Annotated in this window: 11 protein-coding genes; 4 read left to right on the forward strand and 7 right to left on the reverse strand. The window is 63.8% G+C overall.

Annotated elements, in window-relative coordinates:
* Positions 1-43: 43 nt before the first annotated feature.
* The 7 genes from FJW06_RS22860 to puuE form a co-directional block, all read right to left on the reverse strand.
* Positions 44-1,633 carry an ABC transporter substrate-binding protein gene (locus FJW06_RS22860; protein ID WP_140754738.1) on the reverse strand — a complete coding sequence of 530 codons (1,590 nt, stop codon included), beginning with the start codon at positions 1,631-1,633 and terminating at the stop codon, positions 44-46.
* A 148-nt stretch (positions 1,634-1,781) separates the two neighbouring features.
* The gene (locus tag FJW06_RS22865; RefSeq protein WP_140754740.1) at positions 1,782-3,767 is read right to left on the reverse strand and encodes a CocE/NonD family hydrolase; all 1,986 of its coding nucleotides are present in this window, start codon (positions 3,765-3,767) and stop codon (positions 1,782-1,784) included.
* A gap of 79 nt (positions 3,768-3,846) precedes the next feature.
* Entirely contained in the window at positions 3,847-4,500 is a 654-nt protein-coding gene (locus tag FJW06_RS22870; protein WP_348644069.1) for a type II toxin-antitoxin system MqsR family toxin, read from the reverse strand.
* A gap of 123 nt (positions 4,501-4,623) precedes the next feature.
* Entirely contained in the window at positions 4,624-5,217 is a 594-nt protein-coding gene (locus FJW06_RS22880) for a nucleoside deaminase (protein ID WP_140754742.1), read from the reverse strand.
* 15 nt (positions 5,218-5,232) lie between these two features.
* A complete protein-coding gene (locus FJW06_RS22885; protein ID WP_140754744.1) occupies positions 5,233-5,724 on the reverse strand; it encodes an ureidoglycolate lyase in 492 nt (163 codons plus the stop codon).
* Positions 5,721-6,596, reverse strand: a complete 876-nt coding sequence (locus FJW06_RS22890; protein ID WP_140754745.1) for a bifunctional allantoicase/(S)-ureidoglycine aminohydrolase — start codon at positions 6,594-6,596, stop codon at positions 5,721-5,723. Before FJW06_RS22890 ends, FJW06_RS22885 begins: the two co-directional genes overlap by 4 nt.
* Before the next feature lie 97 nt (positions 6,597-6,693).
* On the reverse strand, positions 6,694-8,118 hold the full coding sequence (gene puuE / locus FJW06_RS22895; RefSeq protein ID WP_140754747.1) for an allantoinase PuuE: 1,425 nt from the start codon (positions 8,116-8,118) through the stop codon (positions 6,694-6,696).
* 186 nt (positions 8,119-8,304) lie between these two features.
* Between puuE and uraH the strand changes: the two genes are divergently transcribed.
* The 4 genes from uraH to xdhC all read left to right on the forward strand — a co-directional run bounded on the left by uraH (position 8,305) and on the right by xdhC (position 13,531).
* Entirely contained in the window at positions 8,305-8,679 is a 375-nt protein-coding gene (gene uraH, locus FJW06_RS22900) for a hydroxyisourate hydrolase (protein ID WP_140754749.1), read from the forward strand.
* A 3-nt stretch (positions 8,680-8,682) separates the two neighbouring features.
* Complete coding sequence (xdhA, locus tag FJW06_RS22905) at positions 8,683-10,158, forward strand: xanthine dehydrogenase small subunit (protein WP_140754751.1); 1,476 nt, start codon at positions 8,683-8,685, stop codon at positions 10,156-10,158.
* Complete coding sequence (xdhB, locus tag FJW06_RS22910) at positions 10,158-12,521, forward strand: xanthine dehydrogenase molybdopterin binding subunit (protein ID WP_140754753.1); 2,364 nt, start codon at positions 10,158-10,160, stop codon at positions 12,519-12,521. Before xdhA ends, xdhB begins: the two co-directional genes overlap by 1 nt.
* Positions 12,522-12,628: 107 nt before the next feature.
* A complete protein-coding gene (xdhC, locus tag FJW06_RS22915; RefSeq protein WP_140754755.1) occupies positions 12,629-13,531 on the forward strand; it encodes a xanthine dehydrogenase accessory protein XdhC in 903 nt (300 codons plus the stop codon).
* Positions 13,532-13,719: the final 188 nt, after the last annotated feature.

Genomic DNA, 13,719 nt, shown 5'->3' on the forward strand with positions numbered 1-13,719 from the left:
GCCGGGAAGGGCCGGCTCGCGCCGGCCCTTCCTTTGTCCTTCGTCAAGCCTGCAGCCAGCACTCGATCAGGGCGTGGCCGTTGCTGAGTTCCTGCGCCGGGTTGTCGACCCAGCCTTCGACGCCCTTGCCGGTCGCATCGACGAACTGGTTGAAGAACGGCACGATCAGGCCGCCTTCGTCGCGCATGATCTCGCCCATGTCGCGATAGATCTTCTTGCGCTTGGCTTCGTCGAGCTCGCCGCGAGCCGTAAGCACCATCTTGTCGAAATCCGGGCGCTTCCAGCGAGTGTCGTTCCAGTCGGCGGTCGAGAGATAGGCGGTCGAATACATCTGGTCCTGGGTCGGGCGGCCGCCCCAATAGGAGAGCGAGAAAGGCTGCTTGTTCCAGACTTCCGTCCAGTAGCCGTCGCCCGGCTCGCGCTTGATCTCGATCTTGATACCGGCCTTGGCGCAGCTCTGCTGATAGAGCTGGGCTGCGTCCACGGCACCCGGGAAGGCGACGTCGGAGGTGCGCAGCAAAATCGAACCGCTATGGCCCGATTTCTTGTAAGCCGCGGCCGCCTTCTCAGGATCGAACTTGCGCTGCTCGAAATCGCCTGCGAACAGCGGATAGGCCTTGTTGACGGGCATGTCGTTGCCGACCTCGCCGTAGCCGCGCAGGATCTTGGTCAGCATCTCCTCGCGGTCCATGGCGAGCTTCAGCGCCATGCGGAGGTCGTTGTTGTCGAAGGGCGCGGTGTCGCAGAACATGTTGAAGGGATAGAAGCCGCGGCCCGAGGCGGCGCGGATGGTGACGCCGGGCAGCCGCTTGACCAGATCGACGATCTTCGGCTCGACGCGGTTGATCATGTTCACCTGACCGCCCTGCAGAGCGGCCATGCGCGCCGTCGGATCGTTGACGACGACGATCTCGACCTGGTCGGCGTGGCCATATTTGTCGGCCTGCCAGTAATTGGCGAAGCGCTCGCCGCCATGCTTCACGCCGGGCTGGTTGACGGTGATCTTGTACGGGCCGGTGCCGATGCCGGCATCCGGCTTGTCCATGCCGCCATTCGGCTGGATGATCAGGTGGTAGTCCGCCATCAGGTAAGGCATGTCGGCGTTCGGGTCCTTCAGCGTGACCACGACATTGCCGCCATCGGCCTTGATGGTGTCGATGCTCTTCAGGACGCCGAGCGCGCCTGACTTCGACTTCTCGTCGCTGTGGCGCTTCAGCGTCGCCACCACGTCGTCCGGCGTCACTTCCTTGCCATTGTGGAACTGGACGCCCTTGCGGATCTTCATCGTCCAGGTCTTGGCGTCCTTGGAGCTGCCGATCTCCTCGGCGATGAGATATTCGACGCCGCCGCCCGGCGCCAGTTCGACCAGCGTCTCGCCCCAGCATTTGCCGAAGGCGAACGGAACCTGACTGAGGAAGGTCGCCGGATCGAGGCTGTTGGTGGATTCACCACCCTGCAGGCCAGCCTTCAGCGTGCCGCCCTTGACCGGGCCGGCAGCGCGCACGGCGCGGGAGAGCAGCGAGTTGGCGAAGGTGGCCGTGACGCCAAGCGCGGCGGCGCGACCGAGAAAGTCGCGACGGCTGAGTTTTCCGGCCGCGACTCGCCGGCTGAGATAGTCAAGTTCGTTGGACATTTATGGTTCCTCACTCTGGATATCCGACCTTAGGGTCGTTTCTTGCTATTGGAGGAGATAATGACCGTAAGGGAAAGCGGCAGGCAAGACCGAATGCGACATACGGTGGCGTAAATCGCACGTCGCATTTGGCCCAATCTGCCCTGGCTCAAACCAGGGCGCGGGGAATCGCCTGCTGGAAGCCGCGCTCGAAGACCAGTTTTTCACCCTCATAGGCTTCGATTCTGGCGCTGACGATGAAGTTTGCGGCGTCCGATCGCATCTCGGCAAAAGTTTCGGTCCGCACCGACCATCCATTGCGCGACAATGTCTGCGTCCAATGCGTCGCTCCGGTGGCCGACAGCGGATCGTCGGGATGGATCGCCCATGTCTCGCGCACGATGCTGCCATTGACCAGACCGTGGTCGAGGTCGCGCACCGCGCCGAAATCGTCAACTATGGAAAGCGTGACCAGCCCGGTCTTCTCATCGCGGTCGACATGGCGTTCGGAGTTCGCCGGCCGGATCGTCTCGGTCGCCCAGGGAGTCGCGCCTTCCGGCTCAGGAAACGAAACCTCATTGCCTTTCGCCAGCGGGCGCAGCGGCAATTGCAGCGTCGCCTGCGCCAGATCGAGCCGCACCGGCTCCGGCGAGGGCCAGATCATCGGCCAGTAGGCGGTGGAAACGGCGACGCGCAATTTGTGGCCGGCCGGCACCCGGTAGGCGCACTGGTCGAGCACCACGCGCGCCGACACCGTCTCGCCCGGAACAAGCGCTTGCGGGAATTCATGCGAGTTGCGGTGCGTGAGATTGAGTACGCCATAGGAGATCAGCTCCGACGCGCCGTCGGGATGCACGTCGCAAAGCCGCACCGCCAGGTTGGCCTGGGGTCGGTCGGAGGCAAGCCGGACTTCGAGTTCCGGCGCCCCGACGATGTCGATCGCCTCGCCGAGTTCGGGCTGGTCGAAGCACACCGACAGCGCGTCGTCGGAGCGCTGGTCGCCCGGCAGTTCCGGCCCGAAGGTGAAGGGAAAATACTCGCCGCCGGCAAGTCCGCAGGTCTGCGGTGAAGCCACGAGCGAGGGCTTGGCGCCCGCCGGAATGAGTTCGGTCGCCTCAACCTTGATGTTGGCCGACGGCCATTCCCGCTCCGCCACCCAGCGGCCCGGCCGTTCCGGGTGCCAGCGCGCCGGCCGCACGCTGTCCATCACATAGGCGCGGTAGGCCGGATCGGCCTCGACTCCGGTCGCAGCACCCTTCAGCCAGCGGTCCCACCAGCGGAGCGCCTCCTGCAGGAAGCCGATGGCCGGCTTGGGTCCGGCGTAGTGCGGGTATTTGTGGATCCAGGGGCCGACGATGCCTTTGACCGGCGACTGGATGCCGGTGACGAGATTGGAGATCGTGTTGCGGTAGCCGTCATGCCAGCCGCCGATCGACAGCACGGCGGCTTTCACCGCGGAAAAATCCTCACAGATCGAGCCACGTTTCCAATAGGCGTCCCGATGCTGGTGGCTGAGCCACAGCGGCAACAGGAAAGACTGGTTCTCCAGCCGGCTCAGCCACAAATCCCGCCAGCGATTGCCGCCGGCGATCGCCGGATCCGGCGGCCGCGACGAATAGGACAGCATCGTCGAGGCCCAGCCGAAATTTTCCAAAAGCAGGCAGCCGCCCTTGTAGTGGATGTCGTCGGCATAGCGGTCGACGGTCGAGCAGAGGCTGATCACGGCCTTCAGCGCCGGCGGCTGCTTCGCCGCCACCTGCAGGCAGTTGAAGCCCCCCCAGGAAATGCCCATCATGCCGACATTGCCGTTGCACCAGGGCTGGGCCGCCGCCCAGGCAATGACGTCGCAGGCGTCCTGCAATTCCTGCTCGGAATATTCGTCGTCCATCAGCCCTTCGGAATCGCCATTGCCGCGCATGTCGACGCGGATCGAGGCATAGCCGTGCCCGGCGAAATAGGGATGGGTGAGCTGATCGCGAAAAATGGTGCCGTCGCGCTTGCGGTAGGGCAGGTGCTCGAGGATCGCGGGCACGGGATTGTCGGCGGCATCCTCGGGCATCCAGATGCGCGCCGACAGCCGGCAGCCATCCGGCATGACGATGCCCATGTCGGGAAATTCGACGACTTTGCGAGGGAATTCGGTGACGGTTTTCATGGAGCGCATAACGCTCCGCAGCGCGACGACTTTCAATCGCCATTCGCGACTGGAGCATCAAAAAATGCGACCTTGGCTGTTAGCGCAATTCGTCCAGCAGTTCGGGGTGTTTTTCGAGCAACGTCATCAGCTGAATGGTCGGGCCGCTTGGCTCGATCAGGCCCCGCTCATATTTGTCGAAGGCATTCTCGCCGACCTTGAACAGGGAACCCGCCTCGCGTTGCGACAGCTTGAGCTTCGTGCGCATGCGCCGAATGGTTTCCGGCGCTGGCACGCCATCGATCTTTTCCTTGAGAATACGCAGGGCGGCATCAACGGCAGCCATATCCTCCCCGACATGCATGCCGTCTCCGTCCGAAGCCGAAGCCGGATAGTAGCCCGGCAGGTCGACAACCATGCTCTCGCCTTTGTAGGTCACGGTGAACGGCCGCACCCCGCGCGTCAGGATATCTCCGGTTTCGGGAGAGATCATGGTTTCGCTGGTTTCTCTTGCCATGGTCATTTCTCCTTGAATGCCATGACTGTGAACTCGGTCACGACATCGGCCTGGAATTTTCACATAGAGAAGCAGGTCGCGCGCCGGCACATGATAGACATCCTGCCAGACGCGGTGATCGGCGAAGGTTGTCATCGATTTCACGAACATCTTCCGCGTCATGCCGCCGATCACCTCGACAATGCCGGCGCGATCGAAACCAAGGCCGACCGCGTCACGCAGAGCTGACGTAGTGATGGGCTAATGTATCGGCAGATCCAACCGTCGCCTTGATCGCACCAAGATCGTAAGTGGGTCTGCGTTTCTCCACAATCCAATATGCCACCATAAAGGTGGCAATTCAAGATCGAGAAAGCCTCGTCAGTTCAGCGGGATGTCGTTGTCGGCCTTGCTTGCCTGATAGGCGTCCGACAGCTCGTCATAGCGCGCCGCAATCCTGCCGATCCTCGCCTCCAGCCGCTTGCGCTCAGCATCGGGCAAAGCCCTGACCAGCCGGCGGATGGAAAAGCTCTTCCAATAGGCATTCTCGGCATTGTAGCCGCCGGGGTCGAGTGTGAAGACCTCTTTCAGGATCTTGAGGTCGTGCGGGATGGCAAAGCTGTCGCGCGAATCCTCGTGGCTGAAGAGGTAGTAGAAATTGTCGAAGCCGGTCCAGGTGATCGCCGATAGGCAGAGCGAGCAGGGCTCGTGCGTGGCGATGAACAGCGCGTCCCTGGTGTCGACGCGCTCGGCCTTGGGCATCTCGTAGAAGCGCTTCAGGCAGTGCACCTCGCCATGCCAGAGCGGATTTTCCATCTCGTTGTTGGTCTCGGCCAGCACCAGCGAGCGGTCGTTTTTCCGCAGGATGGCGGCGCCGAACAGCTTGTTGCCATGGGCAACGCCCTGCACCGTCTTCGGCACGATGTCGTGCTCGATTACATCGAGCAGGCGGTCGATCAGCGAAATGTCGGTCATGGAAATCGCAAGCTTTCAGGGAAGGTGGATTTCGTACGGATGCGAGAAATGGAATTCTTCGAGATTGGAGCCGTCCCCGCCGCGGTCGACGATAATAAAATCCTGTTCCTCGCCGATCGGCGTCAGCACGCCGTGCCAGAGATTGCGGCGGTAGTTGATGCCTTGTCCGGGGCCGGCCAGAAAGGCATGCGGCTCGCCGGGGCCGTCCTTGGTGTCGTGGCAGACGACGACCAGGAACGGCCGCGGCGACAGCGGGATGAAGGCCTGGCTGCCGAGCGGATGGCGCTCGACCATGGTGAGCTTCAGCGGCATCTCGTAGGGCGTTCCCCGCACCATCGAGATCAGCACCTTGGCATTCGGCCCGGTGGCCTCGGCGGTGGCGAGGTCGTGATAGCGCATCGCCTTGCCGCCATTGATCGGGTAGCGGTTGTCGCCGCCCATGTCGATGACGTCGCCGAACGGCGCGAAGTTCTCGCGGGTCAGCGGTCGGGCGACGATGCGGCTCACCGCGCCTTGCCTCCAAGATAGCCGCCCCCAAGATAACCGCTCAGCCTGGCGTGGCGGTTGACGTCCTTGTAGAGCAGATAGCGGAAATTGCCGGGGCCGCCGGCATAGCAGGCCTGCGGGCAAAAGGCGCGCAGCCACATGAAGTCGCCGGCCTCGACCTCGACCCAATCCTGGTTGAGTCGATAGACGGCCTTACCTTCCAGCACATAGAGCCCGTGCTCCATGACATGCGTCTCGGCGAAGGGTATCACCGCGCCAGGCTTCAGCGTGACGATGGTGACGTGCATGTCGTGGCGCATGTCGGCCGGATCGACGAAGCGGGTCGTTGCCCAGCGCCCTTCCGTGCCCGGCATCGGGCTCGGCGCTACCTCCTGGTCGCTTGAAAAGAAGGCTTCCGGCACGTCGAGCCCGTCGACCGCCTCATAGGCCTTGCGGATCCAGTGGAAACGGGCGGCGGCGGCGCTTTCGTTGCGCACCGTCCATCCGCTGGAGGGCGGCAGGAAGGCGAAGCCGCCGGGGGCAAGCACATGCTTTTCGCCGGCTAGCGAAACGGTGAGCGAGCCCTCGACGACGAACAGCACGCCCTCGGCGCCGGCGTCGAGCTCGGGCCGGTCGCTGCCGCCGCCGGGCAGGACCTCGACGATATATTGCGAGAACGTCTCGGCGAAGCCCGAGAGAGGCCTCGCGATGATCCAGGCTCTCGTCTTGTCCCAGAACGGCAGCGGGCTGGTGACGATGTCCTGCATCACGCCCTTGGGGATGACGGCATAGGCCTCGGTGAAGACGGCCCTGCCGGTCAAGAGCTCGTTCTGGCCGGGATGGCCGCCCTGCGGTGCGTAATAGGTTCGCTCGGCGGTCTTGATCATGTCCATGGGTCCTGGCCCTCAGAGCAATTCCAGGAAAGGCGTGAAGTATGAGGTTCGGCGACTTCGCCGCAGCCTTCCGTCCGGAATTGCGTAAAAACAAACATCAGAGTGGGAGCATGTCCTTCAGCCGAAGCAATGCGATGCGTTCGACCTGTTTGCAGGCGGTTTCGAACTCGGTGCCGCGGCTGTTGCCGATCCGCGCCTCGAACTCCGCCAGGATTTCGTCCTTGGTCTTGCCCTTGACCGCAATGATGAAGGGGAAGCCGAAGGTGGTGACGTAGGCGGCGTTGAGTTTCGAGAACAGCTCGCGCTCCTTGTCGGTCAGCGCGTCGAGCCCGGCGGAGGCCTGCTCCTTGGCCGATTCCGGCGTCAGCCGCTTGGCCGCCGCCAGCTTGCCCGCAAGGTCCGGATGGGCGTTGAGCACGGATAGCCGCTCGGCCTCGCTCGCCGCGCGGAAGACGCGGCAGAGCGCGTTGTGCAGGCCGCCGGCGCTGTCATGCGCCGGCCCGAGCTCCAGCTCGTAGGCGCGCTCGGCGATCCAGGGCGAATGCTCGAACACGCCGCCGAAGGCCTGAACGAATTCCTCGAACTCCATCCGCGATGGGCGCAGCGCCGGCGCCTCGTAGGGATGCGTTTCGCGCCAGTGCTTGGCGATATCGATGCGCCGGGTCAGCCACACCTTGTCGTGCGACTTCACATAATCGACGAAGCGCTTGAGCGCCGCCACACGGCCTGGGCGGCCGACCAGCCGGCAGTGCAGGCCGATATTCATCATGCGCGGCCGCCCTGCCTTGCCCTCGGCATAGAGCGTGTCGAAACTGTCCTTCAGATAGGCGAAGAACTGGTCACCCGAATTGAAACCCTGCGGCGTCGCGAAGCGCATGTCGTTGGCGTCGAGCGTGTAGGGGATGATGAGCTGCGGTTTCTCCAGCTCGGCGCGGTCGTACCAGTAGGGCAGCTCGTCGTCATAGGTGTCGGAGACGTAGTCGAAGCCGCCCTCCTCGGCGACGAGCCGCACCGTGTTGACCGAGGTGCGGCCGGTGTACCAGCCGGTCGGCCGCGCGCCGGTCACTTCGTAATGCAGCCGGATCGTCTCCTCGAGGTCGCGCCGCTCGTCCTCCGCATCATGGTCGCGATAGTCGATCCATTTCAGCCCATGCGAGGCGATCTCCCAGCCGGCCTCCTGCATCGCCATGACCTGATCGGGCGAGCGCGCGAGCGCGGTGGCGACGCCGTAGCAGGTCACCGGCACTTGCGCCTCGGTGAACAGCCGGTAGAGTCGCCAGAAGCCGGCGCGAGCGCCGTATTCGTAGATGGATTCCATGTTCCAGTGGCGCTGGCCGACCCAGGGCGCCGCGCCGACGATCTCCGACAGGAAGGCTTCCGAAGCCTTGTCGCCATGCAGCACGCAGTTCTCGCCGCCTTCCTCATAGTTGACGACGAATTGCACCGCGACATGCGCGCCGCCGGGCCATTTCGGGTCCGGCGGATTGGCCCCGTAACCGCGCATGTCCCGATCGTAACGCATGTCTGCTCCTGCCCGACTGTTGCACTGAAGATATCGAAAGGAGTGCTGCAGCATTCCCCCGAAAATTTTTGAAAGTGCTTTTTGCCGCACTCCGCTCGACCAGGGCTTATGCATCGCCTTTAATTGGCGCACAATTGACCTGAAACGTACCGGCCAATCGGTCGTGCTGGAAATGGGAGGCGGCCAGTGGCAGAAACGTCGAAAGCCGAGGGTGGGCGCCTGACGACCCATGTGCTCGACACCGCGACCGGCCGGCCGGCAAAGGGCCTGTCGATCGAGCTTTTCCGCATCGAGGGCCGGAACCGCACGCATCTCAAGACCGTCGCCACCAACGATGACGGCCGCTGCGACGCGCCGCTGCTCGCCGGCGCCGATTTCCGCACCGGCGAATATGAGCTGGTCTTCGCCGCCGGCGACTATCTGCGCGGCCAGGGCGCCAAACTGCCTGAGCCCGCTTTCCTGGACATCGTGCCTATCCGCTTTGGCATGGCGGAGGCGCGGCACTACCATGTGCCGCTCTTGATTTCGCCCTATGGCTACTCGACCTATCGGGGGAGTTGAGACATGGCAGAGATCCGCAACGAGATACGCTTCATCCTGAACGGCACCGACGTAGCTCTGAAAGACGTCGCGCCCGGTGCGACGCTGCTCGACTGGCTGCGGCTCAACCGCTCGCTGCGCGGCACCAAGGAAGGCTGCGCCGAAGGCGACTGCGGCGCCTGCACGGTGCTGGTCGGCAAGCTCTCCGCCGAAGGTCTCATCTACGAGAGTGTCAATGCCTGCATTCGTTTCATGGGCTCGCTCGACGGCACCCATGTCGTCACTGTGGAGCATCTGCGCGGCGAGAGCGAGAAACTTCACCCGGTGCAGCAGGCGATGGTCGATTTCCACGGCTCGCAATGCGGCTTCTGCACGCCGGGCTTCGTCATGTCGCTCTATGCGCTCTGGATGAAGACACCCGATCCGTCGAACCCGGCGATCGAAAAGGCGCTGCAGGGCAATCTCTGCCGTTGCACCGGCTACGAGGCGATCATGCGCGCCGCGCATGCCATTTCCAGCTATGGCAAGGCGGCTAAGGATCCGCTGGCCGTGGAGCGCAAGGACATCACCGCGCGGCTGCAGGCATTGCACGATGGCGCCAGGGTCGAGATCGGGTCGGGCAAGGCGCGATTGATCGTGCCGGCCGACGTCGACGATCTCGCCGCCGTGCTCGAGAAGGAGCCGGCCGCCACCATCGTCGCCGGCTCGACCGATGTCGGCCTTTGGGTTACCAAGCACATGCGCGACATCTCGCCGGCGGTCTTCATCGGTGGCCTCGCCGGCCTGCGCGCTATGTCGGAGAAAGACGGCGTGATCACGATCGGCGCCGGCGTCACCTACAGCGAGGCTTTCGAGACGCTGTCGAAGCGCATCCCGGCATTGGGGCCGCTGGTCGACCGCATCGGCGGCGAGCAGGTGCGCAACATGGGCACGATCGGCGGCAACATCGCCAACGGCTCGCCGATCGGCGACACGCCGCCGCCGCTGATCGCGCTCGGCGCGCGGCTCACCCTGCGCAAAGGCAAAGAGCGCCGCACCATCCCGCTCGAAACCTTCTTCATCGCCTATGGCAAGCAGGATCGTCAGCCCGGCGAGTTCGTCGAAGCGGTCCATGTTCCGGTGCCGGCGAGGGGCGCAAAGTTTGCCGTCTACAAGGTCACCAAGCGGCGCGACGAGGACATCACGGCGACGCTCGGCGCATTCCATCTGACCTTGGCCAAGGATGGCACGGTTGCCGACATCCGCATCGCCTATGGCGGCATGGCGGCGACGCCGAAGCGCGCCGGCGCAGTCGAGAAGGCGCTGATCGGCAAGGCCTGGAACGAAGCGACGGTGGAGACCGCAATGGCCGAATATGCCAAGGACTTCACGCCGCTTACCGATATGCGGGCGACTGCTGAATACCGGGCGCTGGCGGCAAGGAACCTTCTGCTGCGTTTTTACATCGAGACGACCGGAACGAAGGCGCCGTTCCAGGTCTCGCGCGACGAGGCGGCCTGATGAACAAGCACGCCACCCCCGACCTCAAGGCGGAAAAAATCGTTGGCGGCGTCGCCACCGACCAACGCCATGATTCCGCGCACAAGCATGTCAGCGGCGCCGCCGTCTATATCGACGACATGCCGGAGCCTGCCGGCACGCTGCATATCGGCCTCGGCCTGTCGAAGATTGCGCATGGCACGCTTAAGAGCGTCGACCTGTCGGCGGTGCGCGCGGCGCCCGGCGTCATTGATGTGCTGACTTATGCCGACGTGCCCGGCGAGAACGATGTTTCGCCGAGCAACATGCATGACGACCCGGTGCTCGCCGAAGGCAAGGTTGAGTTTTACGGCCAGCCGATCTTCGCCGTGGTCGCCGAGACGCGCGAGGAAGCGCGCCGCGCGGCGCGTCTCGCCAAGATCGAGTATGACGGGCTCCCGGCCGTCATCGACATCTGGAACCTCGACCCGGTCAAGGACAAGCAGGTCACCACGCCGCTGATCCTGAAGCGCGGCGATGCCGCGGCGGCAATTGCGGCCGCTCCCTGTCGCATCAAGAACCGCATGTGGCTCGGCGGCCAGGACCATTTCTATCTCGAAGGCCAGGTTTCACTAGCGATCCCCGGCGAGGACGACGAGGTCATCGTCTATTGCTCGACACAGGGACCGAGCGAGACACAGCATCTGGTCGCCCATGCGCTCGGCGTGCCGAGCCACGCGGTGACGGTCGAGGTACGCCGCATGGGCGGCGGCTTCGGCGGCAAGGAAACCCAGGCCAACCAGTGCGCCGCAATCGCCGCCATTGCCGCCAAGAAGCTCAAGCGTGCCGTCAAGATCAGGCTCGACCGCGACGAGGACATGACCGCCACCGGCAAGCGCCACGACTTCGCCATCGACTATGAAGTCGGCTTCGACAACGAGGGCAACATCCTCGGCGTCGACTTCACTTATGCGTTGCGCTGCGGCTTTTCCGCCGATCTCTCCGGTCCCGTCGGCGACCGCGCGCTGTTCCATTGCGACAACGCCTATTTCTATCCGGCGGTGCATGCGAAGTCGGCGCCGCTCTACACCAACACCGTTTCCAACACCGCCTTCCGCGGCTTCGGCGGCCCGCAAGGAATGGTGGGCGCGGAGCGCGTCATCGACGAGGTGGCCTTCGCCGTCGGCAAGGATTCGCTCGAAATCCGCAAGCTGAATTTCTATGATCCGATGGAGGCGATCGGCGAACGCAGCGTCACGCCGTATCATCAGAAGGTCGAGGACTGCATCATCCAGCGCATCGTGGCCGAGCTGGAGGAAAGCGCGAATTATGAGCGCCGCCGCCGCGAGATCAGCGCCTTCAACAACAACAGCCGCTTCATCAAGCGCGGCCTGGCGTTGACGCCGGTCAAGTTCGGCATCTCCTTCACCAAGACCGAGGCCAACCAGGCCGGCGCGCTGGTGCATGTCTATGCTGACGGCTCGGTGCATATGAACCATGGCGGCACCGAGATGGGGCAAGGCTTGCACCTCAAGGTGGCGCAGGTTGTGGCGGAAGAATTCCAGATCGACCTCGATCGAGTGAAGATCACCGCCACCACCACCGCCAAGGTGCCGAACACCTCGCCGACGGCCGCGTCGTCCGGCGCCGACCTCAACGGCATGGCGGCGCAGGATGCCGCCCGCCAGATCCGCAAGCGGCTGACCGATTTCGCAGCGGACAAATACCAGGTGCCGCACGATCAGGTGGTGTTCCTGCCCAACCGCGTACGGATCGGCAATCAGGAAGTGGCCTTCAACGATCTGGTCAAGCAGGCCTATGTCAATCGTGTCCAGCTCTCGGCGGCGGGCTTCTACAAGACGCCGAAGATCCATTGGGATCGCAGCAAGGGCCGTGGCCATGCCTTCTACTATTATGCCTACGGGGCGGCCTGCTCGGAGGTCTCGGTCGACACGCTGACCGGCGAATATGTCGTCGAGCGCACCGACATCCTGCACGACGCCGGCCGTTCGCTGAACCGGGCGATCGACCTCGGCCAGGTCGAGGGCGGCTTCATCCAGGGCATGGGCTGGCTGACCACGGAAGAGTTGTGGTGGGACGATAGCGGCCGGCTGCGCACCCATGCGCCGTCCACCTACAAGATCCCGCTCGCTTCCGACCGGCCGAAAATTTTCAACGTCAAGCTGACCGACTGGTCGTCGGCCTATGAGCCGACCATCCATCGCTCCAAGGCGGTCGGCGAGCCGCCGCTGCCGCACGGCATGTCGGTCTTGCATGCGCTGTCGGACGCGGTGGCGAGTGTCGCCGGCCATAAAATCTGCCCGCGCCTCGACGCGCCGGCGACGCCGGAACGGGTGCTGATGGCGATCGAGCGCCTGAAGCGGGAAGCCTTGAAGCCGGCCTAAGACGTGCAATTCGGGCCGAAAAGTACTATATTTCGGTGCTGTAGCATGATCCGAAATCGGCATCGATTTCGGAAGGGATCATGCGGCGAACAGGCAAAATACGGAAGATGAGCTCGAAAGTGCAAAGCCTGAAGGCGTTTTTCGGCCAAGCTGGCCGGGTCGCCCTCGTCGAGGTGGCGGCCACGAAAGGCTCGACACCGCGCGAGGCCGGCGCCTTCATGCTTGTCTCGGCATCGGCCATTTTCGGCACGATCGGCGGTGGCCAGCTCGAATACATGGCGATCGACAAGGCGCGGCAGATGTTGGGCGGAGGGCCGCGGCCGCGATCTCCCGCCGACGAAACCCGCATCGAGGTCGATGAAATCTGCGCCACGCTTGACGTGCCGCTCGGGCCGGAAATCGGCCAATGCTGCGGCGGTCGCGTCGAGGTCTCGATCCGTCTCGTCGATGCTTCGCTGGAGCAGCAATTGATCGCCGACGCCGAAGTGGAGGAAGCGCATTTGCCGCATGTCTATCTCTTCGGCGGCGGCCATGTCGGCCAGGCGCTGGCCGCGTCGCTGGCGTTGCTGCCGATCCACGTCGTCGTGGTCGAGACCCGATCCGAAGCGCTGGAAGGCATGCCGGAAACGATGGAAACGCGGTTGACGCCGGTGCCCGAAGCCGTGGTGCGCGAGGCGCCGGCGGGATCGGCTTTCGCCATCCTCACGCATGACCATGCGCTGGATTTCCTGATCGTCACCGAAGCGCTGAAGCGCGGCGACACCGCCTATGTCGGCATGATCGGCTCGAAGACGAAGAAGGCCACCTTCCGGAACTGGTTCCTGAAGTCCGCCGATGGCAACCAAGCGCAGTTCGATCGGCTGATCTCGCCGATCGGCGGCAGGGCCGTGAAGGACAAGCGCCCGACGGTGATCGCAGCCCTCGCCGCAGCCGAGATCATGACGGCGCTGGTCTCGCATGCCGCGGAAGCGCCAAGCTCAGCCGGGGCTGAAAAAGCGATGGCCGGCTGACCCAGCCGGCCATGCTAGAGCAATTCCAGGAAAGTGTAAGCGGTTTTCCGGCCGGAATTGCGTAAAAATAAAGAGATAGAGCGGTTCGCCGTTTCCGTGAAACGGTGAAACGCTCTAGGACCAATCGACATTCAGGATTCAGTTCTGCGGTGATGTGTGATTCATGGGTTTCCAGATTCGGTAATCTG

The sequence above is a fragment of the Mesorhizobium sp. B4-1-3 genome, from assembly GCF_006439355.1.
In the GTDB taxonomy this organism is placed as follows: domain Bacteria; phylum Pseudomonadota; class Alphaproteobacteria; order Rhizobiales; family Rhizobiaceae; genus Mesorhizobium.

What these genes read in the sequence shown, in the direction of transcription:
- FJW06_RS22880 (WP_140754742.1), bottom strand. Translation starts at nt 5,217, where the DNA reads ATGACCGACATTTCGCTGATCGACCGCCTGCTCGATGTAATCGAGCAC.
- FJW06_RS22865 (WP_140754740.1), bottom strand. Translation starts at nt 3,767, where the DNA reads ATGAAAACCGTCACCGAATTCCCTCGCAAAGTCGTCGAATTTCCCGAC.
- FJW06_RS22860 (WP_140754738.1), bottom strand. Translation starts at nt 1,633, where the DNA reads ATGTCCAACGAACTTGACTATCTCAGCCGGCGAGTCGCGGCCGGAAAA.
- xdhB (WP_140754753.1), top strand. Translation starts at nt 10,158, where the DNA reads ATGAACAAGCACGCCACCCCCGACCTCAAGGCGGAAAAAATCGTTGGC.
- FJW06_RS22890 (WP_140754745.1), bottom strand. Translation starts at nt 6,596, where the DNA reads ATGGACATGATCAAGACCGCCGAGCGAACCTATTACGCACCGCAGGGC.
- xdhC (WP_140754755.1), top strand. Translation starts at nt 12,629, where the DNA reads ATGAGCTCGAAAGTGCAAAGCCTGAAGGCGTTTTTCGGCCAAGCTGGC.
- puuE (WP_140754747.1), bottom strand. Translation starts at nt 8,118, where the DNA reads ATGCGTTACGATCGGGACATGCGCGGTTACGGGGCCAATCCGCCGGAC.
- xdhA (WP_140754751.1), top strand. Translation starts at nt 8,683, where the DNA reads ATGGCAGAGATCCGCAACGAGATACGCTTCATCCTGAACGGCACCGAC.